Annotated in this window: 17 protein-coding genes; 2 read left to right on the forward strand and 15 right to left on the reverse strand. The window is 29.5% G+C overall.

Going from position 1 to position 14996, the window contains the following annotated elements; all coding sequences use genetic code 11:
- Position 1 precedes the first annotated feature (1 nt).
- The 9 genes from ABNK64_RS03305 to ABNK64_RS03345 form a co-directional block, all read right to left on the reverse strand.
- On the reverse strand, positions 2-1042 hold the full coding sequence (locus ABNK64_RS03305; protein WP_349763458.1) for a glycosyltransferase: 1041 nt from the start codon (positions 1040-1042) through the stop codon (positions 2-4).
- 23 nt (positions 1043-1065) lie between these two features.
- Positions 1066-2196: a glycosyltransferase family 4 protein gene (locus ABNK64_RS03310; protein ID WP_349763459.1), complete on the reverse strand. Its 1131-nt coding sequence runs from the start codon at positions 2194-2196 to the stop codon at positions 1066-1068.
- Entirely contained in the window at positions 2193-3077 is an 885-nt protein-coding gene (locus tag ABNK64_RS03315) for an NAD-dependent epimerase/dehydratase family protein (protein ID WP_349763460.1), read from the reverse strand. The genes ABNK64_RS03310 and ABNK64_RS03315 overlap by 4 nt, the downstream gene beginning before the upstream one ends.
- Positions 3077-3757 carry a sugar transferase gene (locus tag ABNK64_RS03320; protein WP_349763461.1) on the reverse strand — a complete coding sequence of 227 codons (681 nt, stop codon included), beginning with the start codon at positions 3755-3757 and terminating at the stop codon, positions 3077-3079. Before ABNK64_RS03320 ends, ABNK64_RS03315 begins: the two co-directional genes overlap by 1 nt.
- 13 nt (positions 3758-3770) lie before the next feature.
- The gene (locus ABNK64_RS03325; RefSeq protein ID WP_349763462.1) at positions 3771-5915 is read right to left on the reverse strand and encodes a polysaccharide biosynthesis protein; all 2145 of its coding nucleotides are present in this window, start codon (positions 5913-5915) and stop codon (positions 3771-3773) included.
- 207 nt (positions 5916-6122) lie between these two features.
- Positions 6123-7169: a patatin-like phospholipase family protein gene (locus ABNK64_RS03330; RefSeq protein ID WP_349763463.1), complete on the reverse strand. Its 1047-nt coding sequence runs from the start codon at positions 7167-7169 to the stop codon at positions 6123-6125.
- Between the two features lie 58 nt (positions 7170-7227).
- On the reverse strand, positions 7228-7524 hold the full coding sequence (locus tag ABNK64_RS03335; RefSeq protein WP_291256434.1) for a hypothetical protein: 297 nt from the start codon (positions 7522-7524) through the stop codon (positions 7228-7230).
- 129 nt (positions 7525-7653) lie between these two features.
- Positions 7654-7935: a type II toxin-antitoxin system RelE family toxin gene (locus ABNK64_RS03340; RefSeq protein WP_349763464.1), complete on the reverse strand. Its 282-nt coding sequence runs from the start codon at positions 7933-7935 to the stop codon at positions 7654-7656.
- The gene (locus tag ABNK64_RS03345) at positions 7932-8195 is read right to left on the reverse strand and encodes a hypothetical protein (protein ID WP_291256436.1); all 264 of its coding nucleotides are present in this window, start codon (positions 8193-8195) and stop codon (positions 7932-7934) included. The genes ABNK64_RS03340 and ABNK64_RS03345 overlap by 4 nt, the downstream gene beginning before the upstream one ends.
- A gap of 141 nt (positions 8196-8336) precedes the next feature.
- Here ABNK64_RS03345 and ABNK64_RS03350 point away from each other — a divergent pair, with 141 nt between their 5' ends.
- Complete coding sequence (locus ABNK64_RS03350; protein WP_291256437.1) at positions 8337-8489, forward strand: hypothetical protein; 153 nt, start codon at positions 8337-8339, stop codon at positions 8487-8489.
- Positions 8490-8529: 40 nt separating this feature from the next.
- On the opposite strand, the gene ABNK64_RS03355 is transcribed toward ABNK64_RS03350, so the two are convergent.
- Positions 8530-8967, reverse strand: a complete 438-nt coding sequence (locus ABNK64_RS03355; RefSeq protein WP_291256438.1) for an ACT domain-containing protein — start codon at positions 8965-8967, stop codon at positions 8530-8532.
- Positions 8968-9127: 160 nt separating this feature from the next.
- Here ABNK64_RS03355 and sstT point away from each other — a divergent pair, with 160 nt between their 5' ends.
- Positions 9128-10354 carry a serine/threonine transporter SstT gene (gene sstT / locus ABNK64_RS03360; protein WP_349763465.1) on the forward strand — a complete coding sequence of 409 codons (1227 nt, stop codon included), beginning with the start codon at positions 9128-9130 and terminating at the stop codon, positions 10352-10354.
- A gap of 150 nt (positions 10355-10504) precedes the next feature.
- On the opposite strand, the gene ABNK64_RS03365 is transcribed toward sstT, so the two are convergent.
- The 5 genes from ABNK64_RS03365 to ABNK64_RS03385 form a co-directional block, all read right to left on the reverse strand.
- A complete protein-coding gene (locus tag ABNK64_RS03365) occupies positions 10505-10744 on the reverse strand; it encodes a DUF2442 domain-containing protein (protein WP_291259613.1) in 240 nt (79 codons plus the stop codon).
- A 49-nt stretch (positions 10745-10793) separates the two neighbouring features.
- Positions 10794-11513 (reverse strand): LemA family protein, encoded by a 720-nt coding sequence (locus ABNK64_RS03370; protein WP_349763466.1) that lies wholly within the window; start codon positions 11511-11513, stop codon positions 10794-10796.
- 15 nt (positions 11514-11528) lie between these two features.
- A complete protein-coding gene (locus ABNK64_RS03375) occupies positions 11529-13355 on the reverse strand; it encodes an MAG1210 family protein (protein ID WP_349763467.1) in 1827 nt (608 codons plus the stop codon).
- A gap of 93 nt (positions 13356-13448) precedes the next feature.
- On the reverse strand, positions 13449-14621 hold the full coding sequence (locus ABNK64_RS03380; protein WP_349763468.1) for a dicarboxylate/amino acid:cation symporter: 1173 nt from the start codon (positions 14619-14621) through the stop codon (positions 13449-13451).
- A gap of 125 nt (positions 14622-14746) precedes the next feature.
- Positions 14747-14986 (reverse strand): TIGR03905 family TSCPD domain-containing protein, encoded by a 240-nt coding sequence (locus ABNK64_RS03385; RefSeq protein WP_300391028.1) that lies wholly within the window; start codon positions 14984-14986, stop codon positions 14747-14749.
- Between the last annotated feature and the right edge of the window lie 10 nt (positions 14987-14996).

Consider the following 14996-nt stretch of genomic DNA (forward strand, 5'->3'; position numbering starts at 1 on the left):
CTTAATCTTTTATAAGTGATTTATATATTTCTTTCAATTTTAATAAATATGAATGTTCATTATGTAAAAGTTCAGCTCTTTTTTTAGCATTATAATTTTTAAGTTTATAATAATTTTTATCTGTTAACAATTTATAAATTTCTTCTATATATTCTTTTGTAGTCCTACATATTTTTCCAACTTCATTATTTATAATTTTTGGTAATCCACCGACATTTGAAGCAACAACAGGCTTTCCTAATGCTAATGCTTCAATTGCAACCAATCCAAATCCTTCCCATTTTGATGGAATACATAAAAGTTGTGTGTTTTCTAATATTTTATATGGATTTTCTATAAAACCCATACACCTTATGTTATTCTGCAACTCCATATTTTTTATTTCATTCTCTATAAAATTATACATTTCTCCTGTACCTATCATTCCAACTCTTATTTTTGGTATTTTTTTAACTATTTCTTTTATTATTTCTAAAAATTTTTCTGGATCTTTTTGTTTTGTAAATCTTCCTAGATAAATTATATCAAAGATTTCAGAACATTCTGCTTCTTTAGCTCTTTGTTTTATCCTGTAAATATTTATTGGATTTCCTACTATAATAGTTTTCTTAGTAAATATTTTTCCAAAAATATACTCTTTCATTACTGAGCTTGAAACTGTTAAAATTTTTTTATACTTCATACAAGTAATCCCATATATTATTGATTTTATATTTATTTTTTTTATCCAAGGTGGGTTATTGTGAAGATGAGATATTATTGGAATTTTATTTGCGACAGTAAATGAAATTATACTGGCTGTAAAATCATGGGCATGAATCAGATCTGGTTTTTCTCGATCTAAAATATTTTTTATTGATAGTGGTGTTAGTTTGTCAACTAAATAATACTTTATTTTTTTTTCTTGCAAAACTCTTTCTATTGGTCCTTTTAATGAAATATAAATACTCTCTATCTCTTTATCTATATTTTCAATAATTGAGATTGCAACATTTTCTGCTCCTGAATAAAATCCAGTATTTAATATATGTACTACTTTCATTTTTCCCCTTTCTATAATTAATTTTAAATTTTTTCTACAAACTCTGCATAGATTGTTATCATCTTTTGTTCGATATTTTGGATATTTATTTTGGCTAATATTTTTTCAGTACTTTTCTCTAAATTTTTTGAAAGCTTTATTTTTTCTATATACTCATTCTTTTCAATAACTTTTACTAAAAATCCATTTTTTCCATTTTCTACCAAATCATTATTTCCACGAATATTTGAACAAATAATAGGTAAATCACAACATATAGCTTCCATTAAAGCAACTGATAATCCTTCTCTCTTTGAAGGAAAAATAAAAATATCGGAAATTTTATATATTTCATATACATCTTTTCTAAATCCTAATAATTTAACATTTTTTTCAATTTTCAAATCTTTTGCTAATTTTATTAATTCTTCTTTTAATTTTCCTTGTCCACAAATTAAATAATAAATATTTGGATTATTTATTTTAGCTAAGGCTTTTATTACTATAGAATGATTTTTATTTTTATTTAATTCTCCAACAGATAATAAAACTATATTCTCTTTTGTTAATCCTAATTCTTTTCTTTTTGCCTCTTTATCTACTTTTATACTTCTAATTTTTTCTACATCAATTCCAACTCCTGGAATATATTCCACTTTTTTAGCGTGAAATGTTTTAGCTCTTTTATAATCTTCTTTATTTATTGTTATTAAAACATCTGTATATTTTGATAAATATTTTTCAATAGGATAATATAATAACCAATTTATTAGAGGAGCTCCTTTAAAAAAATGAAACCCATGAGCTGTGTAAATTACTTTTGTTTGAGTTTTATATCCTGCTAATCTTCCTACAACTCCACCAATTGGTGAATGACAATGTAAAAATTTATATTTATTTTCTAATAAAATTTTTTTTACCTGTTTATATGCCTTTATATTATTTATTATTTTTAATATATTTCTTTCAAAATCTATTTGATAATATTTTACTTTTAATTCTTCTAAAATCTTTTTTAAGGTTTGGACTCTCTCATTAGAACAGCTACTTCCTTTTTCAAAATTACATGCAACATGGACTTCATATCCCATATTTTGTAGCAATTTTATATTTGGAATATTAAATTGATCTATCATTGAAGCTACTGAAGCTAACATTAATACTTTTTCTTTCACTTCTCATCACCAATCATATTTTTTATTCCGTTTATATAGTCTATTTTTGGAATATACCCTAATTTTTCTCTTGTTTCCTTATTTTCAAATTGTAAACTTCCATAAAGTCTTACCATTATATTTGGTTTTAACTTTGTAAGTAGCCAGAAAAATGGTTGTATCATAGGAATATTTATTCTTTTTAATCCATATGCTTTTTCAATTCCTTCAACTATTTCTTTTAATGAAAGATTTTTTTCATCTAGTGGTAAAAATACTCCTTGTCCCTCTTTATCTATGACAAGGGTTGTTAAATACATTAAATTTTCTATATTTACCAGACTTCTTTTATTCTTACTGTAATTAAAAGGTAAAATTGGAACTCTCTTTATAAGTTTTATTAAACTCTCCATATTCCCTTTTACACCTTTACCATATACCATTGGTGGTCTTATTACTCCAATTTTAAAACTATTCCCTTCTAAGTTTTTTAGAATTTTTTCAGCTTCCCACTTACTTTCACCATAAGGATCATCTACAGGATTGCATTCTGAATTTTCATCTAATATTAGATTATGATTATATAAATCTCCATCATATCCATAAACTTTCACTGTACTATAGAAGACAAAATGTTTTACTCCATTTTTCTTAGCATTTTCTGCTACATTTTTTGTAAGCTCTGTATTCACTTCAAAATACTTTTCTCTTGGAGCTCCCTTCATTTGATGAACTAAAGCTGCCAAGTGTAATACTGTATCTACTCCTTTAAACTCTATTTCCTCTGGCTTTGTTTTTAATAGATCTATTGGAATAATATTATATTTTTCTTTATATCTTTCTATAAAATTACTTCCTATAAACCCTGAAGCTCCTGTAATCATAAGAGTTTTCTTTTCCATTAATACTCAACTCCTATCTTTTTTTCTATCTCTTTTTTCTTTTCAAGTAACTCTTTATCTTTTACAATGTTACTATTATCTACTTTATTAGCTATCTTTAAAAATGTTGCTATTATTAAATAAATATCATTCAAAAACCTTCTATTCTTAACATAATAAAGATTTAATTCAATCTTATAAGGCATTATCTGTTCTATATAGAACTTTTCAGGATCTTTTACTTGATTCATTAGATATTCCTCATCTGAAAAAACTATACTAGCTGGAGAAGATATTCCACTTCTTACTTTAAATATTCCCTTATCTCTTTCAGAATAATAATGTAATCTTCTTGGTAATTCTGGTCTTGGACCTATAAAACTCATATCTCCAAATAAAATATTAAATAATTGTGGTAACTCATCTAATTTAGATTTCCTTATTATTTTTCCTATTGGAGTAATTGCATTACTACTTCCCTTTACTTGAATTCCTTTCGCATCTTTATCAAAATCTGTTCTCATACTTCTAAATTTATAGATAGTAAACTCTCTCATTCCCATTGTTAATCTCTTTTGTTTAAAGAGTATTGGTCCTGGAGATGTTATTTTTATTATTATTCCAACAACTAACATAATTGGTAATAAAAATATTATTCCTAAAAATGATGCAATAATATCAAATAATCTTTTTAAAAACATCTCTCTTTCCTCTCTAGTTATATTTTACTTCCTTATATGACACTACCAACTCTTTCATTACCTCTTTTATATGCTCTATGCTTGGGTTATGAGTACACTCTTCTAATTTTTCAAAGAATTCTGTAATCTCCACACTATTTCCATCCTCTATCTTAGTTATAAATATCTTCTTATTCTCTGTTTTAATTGCAGAATTTACATCATATAGTAGCTCTTCATATAGTTTCTCCCCTGGTCTAAGTCCAATTATATCTATTCCTACATCAGCATTAGATAGTTTTATCATTGTCTTAGCTAGGTCATATATTTTTACAGGTTTTCCCATATCTAGTATAAATATCTCTCCACCATTACCTATTGCACCAGCTTCAATTACAAGTTGTGCTGCTTCAGGTATAGTCATAAAATATCTAGTTATATCTTTATGAGTAAGTGTTAGGTTCTTTCCTTCCTCTAATAGTTTCTTAAATATTGGAATTACTGAACCATTACTTCCCAATACATTTCCAAATCTTACTGCCATAAACTTAGTATTCTTAGCAATAGCATTCATATGTTCTATTACAAGTTCACAAGCTCTTTTACTTGCTCCCATTAGGTTAGTAGGATTTACAGCCTTATCTGTAGAGATAAGTACCATTCTTTCTACTCCATACTTATCTGCACACTCTGCCACTTTCTTAGTTCCAAATATATTATTCTTTATAGCTTCCTCTGGGTTATGCTCCATAAGAGGTACATGTTTATGAGCAGCTGCATGAAATACAACATTTGGTCTATACTTATCAAATAGGAATTCCAACTTCTCTTTCTCTCTAATATTACATATCTCTGATACAAAATCTAAGTTAGGATATCTTCTCTTTAGCTCTAACTCTAAGAAATACAGATCATTTTCATTAACATCTATAGCTACAAGTTGCTTAGGATTAAATTTTGCTATCTGTCTTGCTAGTTCTGATCCTATACTTCCAGCTCCACCAGTTACAAATATTCCTCTACCTTCGATCAGTCCTCTAATGCTTCCATCATTAATTACTATCTCATCTCTTCCCAATAGATCCTCTATCCTTATATTTCTAAGTTGAGTAGCAAGAGATTTACTATCTAATATTTCAGATATACTTGGTACTGTTTTAATATTTACATCTCCAATCTCTTGGACTTTCTCTACTATCTCTCTTATCTCCTTACTCTGTACTGAAGGCAGAGCTAACAAAAGTTCCTCTATTCTTTCATTCTTTATTATCAACTCTAGAGAATCTTTATTTCCCAATACTCTAATGTTATATATCTCTGTTCCAATCTTTTTACTATCATCATCAATAAATCCGATTATCTCATATGGAAACTTAGGATTTGTCATAAACTCTCTAGCTAGTACTACTCCAGCTTCTCCAGCACCATATATCAAAGTTCTCTTAGTATCTCCTATCATCTTATGATGATTTCTATAGTATCTCTTCAAACGGAAGAAATATCTTCCTAATAGTTGGAAAGACACAGATAGAATAAGAGTTATTATCAATGTTGAAACTGGATAAGAATGATCCTTATTTATATACATAAAAATAGTGAAAACAGCTCCAGTTATCCCATTTAATACCAAAAGATTTAAAACATCTAAGATATTGGTATAGCTCCAGCTTTTCTCACTCATTCTCTTATATATATATCCAATCAAAAACACTCCAAGATAGGTAATAATATACTCTTTTTTTATTCTCTCATACCATTCAAAGTCATACTTCAACATAAAAGACAAAACCATTCCTAAGACTATACTTCCACTATCTATTAAAAACTTAACACTGTTTCTTTTATTTATAATTTGAGGAGTATATCTCTCATCTTTTCTAAATGATATTTTCTTAAATACTCTATATATCAACATCTGAAAAATTGAAAATACTAAAAAGATTGTAAATATCTCTATATTCTTGTAGAAGAATAGAAATATTACAAATATTAATGTATTTACAAAAATAGAGTGATATTTTGGCTTTCTTGTAAATTGTAAATTATCAGTTAAGTAATAGAATAGCAATAGAATAAAGAATAGACCATATGCTGCTGTATTCATACTGAAATCACTAAATGAAAATATAGTTTGATAGAGTACAAACAACAAAACTGAATAAATTATTTGTAGTTTCATATATAACCCCTTTAAATTTTTTACTACTTTTCTTAATAATGAAATTTAAATGACAAAATATACCAATATACTGTATTTTTTGTCATTTTATCCATTATATTTTATTATATAATACTCTCTTTCGACTTTAAAGTCAAACATTATTATTTTTATTAGTGTTCATATACATAAAAAGCTAATTAGATCAACTCCAATTAGCTTACTTTTCTATACTCTCATAGCACTTTCATAACCATGTTGTAACAATCTATCAAAATCCTCTTCACTTGGTTTTCTCAAATTTGTTGGATAGTTTTCTGCCCACTTGCACTCTCTTTCACTCAAGTTATTTCTACTCTTTCTATCACAGCTTCTTCCTATCCTTATATATACACCTGCTCCCTCTTTCTCTATATACTCTCTATAGAATTTAGAGTTGAGGTTATCCACCTGTTCCATTGAGATATCCAGCAATCTTTTAATAGCCTTTGTCCTTGTAAATATACTCTTTCCATAGTTTACAAATCCTCTATTCCCTGCACCTGCATCACTTACTATATAATAATTCAACTCTCTTTTCTCCCTCAATATATTTTCAAATATCGGTTCCAATCCCAGATTATCATAGATACCTCCATCCCATAGATGTAGTTTTCCTCTACTTGGCTCTACTCTCTTCTCTCCATATCTATCATACCACTCATATCTCTCTCTTTTCAGTTCATACATTCCTATCAAGATTGGAAATCCTGATGAAGCTGAAACAGCATCAGCTATATTTACATCATCACCGTAGAAATATCCCAACTGATCATCACCACATCTCTCTTGAGAAAAGAAAAATCTCTTTCCACTCTCATAGGTTACTGCATTTATATCCCACACTGGAGATTGAGCTAACTCTCCTAACTTACCATCTATTCTCCAGAAGAGCTTCATTGTCTTAGCAAGTTTTTTAGATTTACTATCAAATATATGTAGAATATCTATGACACTTCTCAATATCAACCTTCTCTCTATATCCTCTTTTATCAATATCTTCCTTATACTTGGTAGCACTCTCACAAGGTACTCCTCACTTGTTGGCCATCTCATATTATTGTTCGTATACATAAAAGCTACAGATATACTCCCACCTGAAACTGTTGAGATATACTCTATCTTCTCCAATAGTTTTTTCTCTGCTAGATACTTTATCACTCCTAAATGAAATATTATAGCCCTCATTCCACCACCTGATAGTGCCAAGCCTATCCTAAGTCCACTCCTTTTCATCTTACCACCCCTTTTGATAAAAAAGGATAGGATTAACTCCTACCCTTTTCTTTTGATTCTATTGTGCTGGATTTTTCTCTAAATAGTACTCATAGGCTACTATCAGATCTTTATACTTAGCAATTGTTGCAAGTGAAGCATTCTTAGATTTCATTTTTTTCTCTACATCTGCTTTCCACTCATCATAGCTTGTAAAGTTTGTTCCCTCTGGTAGTGGTTTTGACTCTGCTACTAAATCTCCAATCTCTTTTAATGCTGCTGTATAGTTTTGTAGATCATTCTCAATTGCTGCCTCTCTCTTTACACTGTTTCTCATTTTTTCAACTTCTTTTTGAACTGTTACTTGTACTGACATAATGTTACCTCCATCTAATTTTTTTATTCCTTGGTGGCCCCCTTTGGATATATATATGATACTATTTTTTAGTATTATTAGACAGAGCATTAATATCAACTACTATTAACTATTGGAAAAACTTTATAATCAGAAATTATTATATATTTGTCCTCTTGAGCCAACTGCTATAACACTAACTACTTTTATTTCTCCATTAACTAGCTTATAAATAACTCTATAATCATTTATTCTCATTCTGTAAAGATCTTTATAAGACTTCATAGCTTTTATATCAATATTTTGATTGCTAAAATAATAATAATTTTTAATATTTTCAATAAATTTTTCATAAACTTTTCTATGTTTAGAAAAAAATTTATCTGCAACTTTAGTCACTTCCAAAGAAATATTTTCTGTAATCTTTATCATAATTTAATAGTTTCCTTTTTAACAATTTTTAAATCATCATCATTAAGCTCATTTAGAAGTTCTACTAACTCTCTTTCCTCTTCTTCATCACAATAAGGAACACTAGACATTCTAACCATAAAATCAGATTTTTTTATATCAAGCTCTTTTTTTATAGCATTTCTAATAAACTCAGAACAAGATATATTAAATATTTCAGCTACTTTTTTAATATCTAAATATAAATCCTCTTCCAATTTCAAACTCATTGTTTTAGACATACTTCTCACCCTCTTTAATTTCTAATAGTATTACCGTATTACTGTATTACTGTATTTTAATTATATCATAGTTTTTTATAAAAAACTATAGTATAATTAAAATATTATATTGACTTTAGATAATTTTTAAGAAGGTGAATTATGAAAAAATTAAAAGCATATAAAAAAAGTAAAGATAGTATTAATGTTAACAAGAAAAAAATACCTTTTGAAATTGATTCTGACCCATTTTATTCCAAAAAAAATTTAGAAAGATTAAAAAAATCTATTGAAAAATTAGAAAAAACTATATGAAAAGAAAGAGAGATACTACACATCTCTCTTTCCACTTTATTTATTCCAAAGCTATTAATCTTGAAGCTACTACATACTTAACATCTTTTAATTTTATTAAAATATCTTCAATAGCTAGTTTTATATCTGAAATATCCAATGATATTATCACAGAAGCTACATCATTGATAGGTATATTCTGGTTGATAGTTATGATATTACACTCCATAGAGTATAGGAAATTCAATATCTCTGACAAAGCTCCCTTTTTATCCTCAACCATAATTGAGATCAAAGCCTTTCTTCCCACATTCCCATCTGAAGGTAAAAACACATAATCTTTATATTTATAGTAAGTACTTCTACTTATACCAACTACTTTTACAGCCTCACTCACATTCTGATACTTTCCATCTCTCAATAGATTTCTTACCTCTATTACTTTCTCAAAATACTCTGGAACTATGCTTTTATCAACTATTAAATATTTTCCTACCATATTACCTCCAACTTCATCATTATTAATTAGAGTATATCCTTTAACCTAAAGTTTGTCTATCAAAAAATAAAAAAATACTTGCATTTAAACTCTCTTTATGATATATTGTTCTCTATATAGAAACAATTGTTTTTAAAATAGAGACATAGGAGTGGGAACAATGAAAGAAATTTATAATAAATGGATAGAGATAAGTTTGATTAAGAGGGTTATAGTGGGTATATTATTAGGTATACTTCTAGTTACTGTAGCACCTGACAAGGCTAGTGGTATAGCTATCTTAGGAGATATATTTGTGGGAGCATTGAAGGCTATTGCTCCTGTGCTGGTTTTTTTCTTAGTTGTAGCTGCTGTAATTCAGCATAAAGAGGGACAGAAGAGTAATATGAAATCTATAGTTTCTCTATATCTACTTGGAACACTTTTAGCTTCTATAGTTGCTGTAGTTGCCAGTTTCTTATTTCCAGTAGAGCTTATATTACAAGCTGGTGAGAGTGCTATTGCACCTCCTGAAAATATATATGGAGTTTTAAGATCACTTTTAATGAATCTTGTAGATAATCCTCTAAATGCTATTTTGAGAGGAAATTACATAGGAATACTATTCTGGAGTATACTCTTTGGAATATTTTTGAAGAGTGGAAAAGATAGTACAAAACAGGCTATTGTGGATATATCTGAAGCTATTCTAAAAGTTGTAAAAACTGTGATTGAGTTTGCTCCATTTGGTATAATGGGTCTTATATTTAACTCTATGCGTACTAATGGATTTTCTAGTCTATTAATATATGGTAAATTGATACTTCTACTATTGGGAGCTATGGCTTTTGTAACTTTTATAGTAAATCCTGTTATAGCTTGGGTTATGATTAGACAAAATCCCTTCCCTTTAATAATGAAGTGTTTGAAATATAGTGGAATGACTGCTTTTTTCACTAGAAGCTCTGCTGCAAACATTCCTGTTAATATGAGTCTTTGTGAAGAGCTTGGATTGGATAAAGATGTTTACTCTGTATCTATTCCACTTGGTGCTACTATCAATATGGGTGGAGCTGCTATTACAATCTCTATATTCGCCCTAAGTGCTGCACATACTTTGGGTATACAGATAGATATATTCTCAGCTATACTTTTAAGTATATTGTCTGCAATCAGTGCCTGTGGTGCTTCTGGAGTAGCTGGTGGATCTTTACTACTTATCCCTCTAGCTTGTAGCTTATTTGGAATCCCAAATGAAATAGCTATGCAGGTAGTTGGAGTTGGTTTTATTATTGGTGTTATACAAGATTCTTGTGAAACAGCTCTCAACTCATCTACTGATGTATTATTCACAAGTTTAGCTGAATACTACAACTGGAGAAAAACAGGAAGAGCAATCCTTATATAGCTAAAGAATAGAAAAAAGACAAGGTTACATCCCTTGTCTTTTATGTTTTGTATTTTTAAAAAATCTATGATATAATTCAACTAATCAATATAAGAATAGTCAACATGAACAAAGAGAGGTATGCCAGTATCTCTCTTTTTATATTTAAATTCATACTCCTTTTGTGTATAATTCATATTCACTCAAGTCACAATCATCATTCCAAGATATTCCATATCCACCTGTATCTACTTTTACATTTTTAAAAATAGAATAGTCTTTTAATATTGAAAAATCTTCATATTTAAAATTAGGTTTGAAATCATATATTTTAACTTCATCATTATTAAAAATAACTTTTAATATATAGTCTTCAAATACTTCTACTTCCTTTATTTTTGGATATTTCATAAATTTCACCTCTCTATCTACTTTAGCTCAGGTAATTTTTTAATAGTATTTAAAAGAAAACCTCTCTAGCTTTTTGTTTTACCTCTTGAGAAGCAATAAATGGAACTCTTGTAGTGTAACCTTTATTGGCAGCCACATACTTTTTAAATGGCCACTCAAATATCTCTCTATTCCAAACTCCTATATTATCATTGTATACTTCTCTAGCAGCAGTGATCTCTCTTTGAAGATAGATATTTTGTTGCATTGCATCTCTTAACTCTCCATGACTCTTAAGATCTGGATAGTTTTCAACAGCTATATTTAGCCCCTTGTATGCTCTATCCAACTGTCCTTGAACCTCATTTCTATCCATATCTTTTATATTTCCACTTCTAAATTTAGCTATATCTGCAAATACACTCTTATCTAAATCAATTGCTTTTTCAACTAATTTAGCAGTATTTTGTAATACTACAACTCTTTGCTCCAAATAGTTATCAATTTGAGAAGCACTCTGTTGCACTCTTTGCTCCAACTGATTAAAGTATGACTCCTGTTTCTTTAAGTTACTATATACAATTACTGGAATTATTATTCCAACAGGAATAGCATAGTATATTTTTGACATAACACCGAATACTATCAATCCCAATCCTAATAGATACAATACCCAGATCAATACCTGAATACTTGAATCTTTTTCCACTTGTATCTGCTTAGCTATAACATTGACATCTCTACCCTGCTCTCTAATCTCTTCATCCATTTCATTTAACATATTAGCCATAGTAAAAACCTCCTATTACCCCTTTATAATTCTTTTCAATATTTTATCACATTTCACTTCATCTGTATCATTAAATATTGCAAAAATATTGTTCTTATATGCAAATCTCTTATTTTCAGTAGATTCTATAAAGCCATTATCAATTGAGTCCTCAAACTCTTTCTCTCTCATATTTATTCTCTTTAATTCCATCTTACCTGTAGCAGTTAGAGGTACATAATCTATCCAATCCACTGGTACATAGTATCTCTTTCCATCTCCAGCATATTTAGGGATATACTCTGTTCTTGTTACCTCTTTATATGAATTGGCTACAACCTGTACTAGGTCTACATCATCTTTTGTTCCAATTGTATTAGTTTTCAAAATTGATTGTGTAGTAGTCTCTGGATGAGCAAATACCCTATCTCCAAGTAAGTTCGCCATCATCTCTGAAGTATATGGGTTATAGTTGTAGTTAAACTCATTTCCATAGATATAGTCCTGTGATTTATGCTGATGATATATAGGTATTGTCAATATAGGTAGGAATAATCTATAGAAGTTACTGAAATATTTTTTGTTTATATCAAAAAACTTCTCTGATATTCTATCATATGAGAAATCTCTATAGTAAGATCTCTCTATATTCAGAGGCCAATCTCTATCATTAGAAACATTGTTCAATTTGTTGATCTTGTAGTAGCTAAAGTCATCTCCAAAATCTGTATCCTTAAGTAATTCAACCATATTTCTTTGAGCTATTGGGGTGAACAGTACTCTGAATTCCACCTCATTATCTCTATCAAAAGCACCAAACAGAGCATCAAATTCTAAGTTTCCCATCTCTAAGAAGCCTGTTCCCTTCTGTATAGCCTTCTCACTCATCTTTTTAACATCTTTCTGAAGCTTTTTAGAGTATTTTTCCAATTTTCTAGGTTTTAACTTATGAATGAACTGTGGTTCTCTAGTAAAAGTTAGATGTTCAGCAGCATCATTCCCATAGATCAAGTTGATCGTACTCTCAAATATCTGTTTAGGTCTAATTATACTTGCTACCAGTGTCTCTGTCACTGTTCTTGACTTTCTCTCACCATTCTCTGTATAGTATTCAGTCCAAGATACAGTTAAAGATCCTGTATACTCTTGATCTACAACCCTATTACGAACTTTTTTACTGATTATAAAGGGATTTCCCAAGATCTCTCCTGAGATTATATCTGTAACTGAAAGATTATCATTTAATTTTGCTGGCATTCCAAAGTTAGTCACAAGGTTGGCATATCTATCCAACTTAAAATCTTTGTCTAATGTCAAAGTGGGTATTAGCTCTGTGATTACATCATTTGACATATTGTCATCAAATAGATTGAGTAGTGGTTCAACCTGTGAATAACACTCCTCTTTTTTCTCTTTTAGTATAGTTGCTAAATGCACTATTGTATCATTCAAACTTCTCTTCTTATCTCTAATATATTTTAGATTTATGTATAGGAGAGTTATTAAAAGTAGACCCATCCAAGTAGTTCTTATTCCTATCTCCTTTATACTCTCTTTTTTAGCCATAAGATCTCTCAAATGCTGGACATTAATGAACTCTGACAAAATCAGATAAGCTATTCCTATCCCTATGACCATTGAGAGCCTACTCAACCATTTTAGCTTACTCTCATTCTTACTCTTAGCATCTAAATTTCCATTGTACTCTTTTACAGATTTCCTGTTTGCCTCAACATCTATATTGGATCTATTCAACAGATTCTCAAAAACTGAAGTGATCCTCTCTAGATACTTTCCAGCCAACTCATCCTTATAGTATTTTACTGGTTCTAATAGTTTTTCTTGCTCGTCTACAAAGTCCATAAAATCTCTCCTATACTCTTCGTCTTTTATTTTCCTATATATGCAAAAATGCCAAAGAGAATCTATCTCCTTAGCATTTTTATTTTAACATATTTATTTATTTTGAGCCAACTCTTTTTTGAAAATTCCGTTTAGGATAAGTGCTAATGCTCCATCTCCAACTACGTTACAAGCAGTACCAAAACTATCTTGTAAAGCGAATATTGTAAGCATTAAAGCAACTCCACTATCATCAAATCCAAGAACAGATATGATAATTCCTAATGAAGCCATTACAGTTCCTCCTGGTACTCCAGGTGCTCCAACTGCAAATATTCCTAAAAGAACGATGAATAATATCATAGTTCCCATAGCTGGTAATTGTCCATAAAGTACTTGTGATACAGTCATAACAAAGAAGATCTCAGTTAAAACTGATCCACATAGGTGTACAGTTGATCCTAATGGAATTGCAAAGTTTGCGATATCATCATCTAAAACTTTAGATTTCTTAGCACAGCTTAATGCTACTGGTAAAGTAGCTGCTGATGACATTGTTCCAACTGCTGTTAAGTATGCTGGTCCATAGTGCTTTAATAGGCTGAATGGATTCTTTCCAGATACTGCTCCAGCCACACTGTATAATAGTGTAAGCCAAATGAAGTGTCCTATTAAAACTATGATAACAACTTTTAAGAATACTGGTAATTGCTTAGTTATTCCACCCTCATAAGCTAATGTTGCAAATGTAGAAGCTATGAAGAAAGGTAGTATAGGAATGATGATAGCATAAACAAGTTTTAACATTATGTTGTTAAACTCATCTAATAATCTCTCAAAATTCTCTGATTTTGTCCAAACAACTGCAAGTCCTAAGAATAGTGCTAATACTAGTGCTGACATAACTGAGAATACAGGTGGTATCTCAACTTTAAAGATCATCTCTGGTAACTCTTTTAATCCCTCAACAGTTGAAACTATATTTAATTTTGGAATTAAAGTGTATCCAGCAATCATAGAGAACAATGCTGCTCCTACAGATGAGAAGTAAGCTAATAGTAACATTACCCCTAGCATCTTACTAGCATTAGATTTCATTTTAGTAATAGCTGGTGCTATAAATCCTAAAATGATTAATGGTACAGTAAAGTTAATTAACTGTCCAAGTACAAATTTAATAGATTGGATTACTCCAATTACAGATTCGTTACAGTATAACCCTATAACAAGCCCTACTATAACCCCTAAAATTAGCTTAACAATTAAGCTATCTTTCATTTTAGCCATATAAATGTGCCTCCTTAAATATATTTTTTATTTTTGTTACCCTAAATGTATACTATATTAGTTGATAAAACTAGTTTATCCAATATTATTATAGCAAATTTTTTCACTAATTGCCATAGTTTATTTTAAAGAGCTTTTAAAATTCTACTAAGTTGATCAGGACAAGAAGTACCCCTTACTCCACAGTTGATCCCCTCTAGTTTCTTTATAACTACATCTTTGTGTAATCCTAAGATAAGATGCTCAAGCCCTTGAGTATTTCCGTCACAACCACCACAGAACTCTATTTCAGTTATGATTCCGTTCTCGTCAACCTCCACTCCTATCTCTTTAGCACAAATCTTTTCAGTCTTATAGTATTTCATCTTTTCCTCC

The organism is Fusobacterium sp. SYSU M8D902 (assembly GCF_040199715.1).
GTDB lineage: Bacteria > Fusobacteriota > Fusobacteriia > Fusobacteriales > Fusobacteriaceae > Fusobacterium_A.

Coding starts and splice junctions, on each gene's coding strand:
- ABNK64_RS03340 (WP_349763464.1), bottom strand. CDS start 7,935: ATGATAAAGATTACAGAAAATATTTCTTTGGAAGTGACTAAAGTTGCA.
- ABNK64_RS03380 (WP_349763468.1), bottom strand. CDS start 14,621: ATGGCTAAAATGAAAGATAGCTTAATTGTTAAGCTAATTTTAGGGGTT.
- ABNK64_RS03370 (WP_349763466.1), bottom strand. CDS start 11,513: ATGGCTAATATGTTAAATGAAATGGATGAAGAGATTAGAGAGCAGGGT.
- ABNK64_RS03315 (WP_349763460.1), bottom strand. CDS start 3,077: ATGGAAAAGAAAACTCTTATGATTACAGGAGCTTCAGGGTTTATAGGA.
- ABNK64_RS03350 (WP_291256437.1), top strand. CDS start 8,337: ATGAAAAAATTAAAAGCATATAAAAAAAGTAAAGATAGTATTAATGTT.
- sstT (WP_349763465.1), top strand. CDS start 9,128: ATGAAAGAAATTTATAATAAATGGATAGAGATAAGTTTGATTAAGAGG.
- ABNK64_RS03325 (WP_349763462.1), bottom strand. CDS start 5,915: ATGAAACTACAAATAATTTATTCAGTTTTGTTGTTTGTACTCTATCAA.
- ABNK64_RS03355 (WP_291256438.1), bottom strand. CDS start 8,967: ATGGTAGGAAAATATTTAATAGTTGATAAAAGCATAGTTCCAGAGTAT.
- ABNK64_RS03335 (WP_291256434.1), bottom strand. CDS start 7,524: ATGTCAGTACAAGTAACAGTTCAAAAAGAAGTTGAAAAAATGAGAAAC.
- ABNK64_RS03385 (WP_300391028.1), bottom strand. CDS start 14,986: ATGAAATACTATAAGACTGAAAAGATTTGTGCTAAAGAGATAGGAGTG.
- ABNK64_RS03345 (WP_291256436.1), bottom strand. CDS start 8,195: ATGTCTAAAACAATGAGTTTGAAATTGGAAGAGGATTTATATTTAGAT.
- ABNK64_RS03320 (WP_349763461.1), bottom strand. CDS start 3,757: ATGTTTTTAAAAAGATTATTTGATATTATTGCATCATTTTTAGGAATA.
- ABNK64_RS03305 (WP_349763458.1), bottom strand. CDS start 1,042: ATGAAAGTAGTACATATATTAAATACTGGATTTTATTCAGGAGCAGAA.
- ABNK64_RS03375 (WP_349763467.1), bottom strand. CDS start 13,355: ATGGACTTTGTAGACGAGCAAGAAAAACTATTAGAACCAGTAAAATAC.
- ABNK64_RS03330 (WP_349763463.1), bottom strand. CDS start 7,169: ATGAAAAGGAGTGGACTTAGGATAGGCTTGGCACTATCAGGTGGTGGA.
- ABNK64_RS03365 (WP_291259613.1), bottom strand. CDS start 10,744: ATGAAATATCCAAAAATAAAGGAAGTAGAAGTATTTGAAGACTATATA.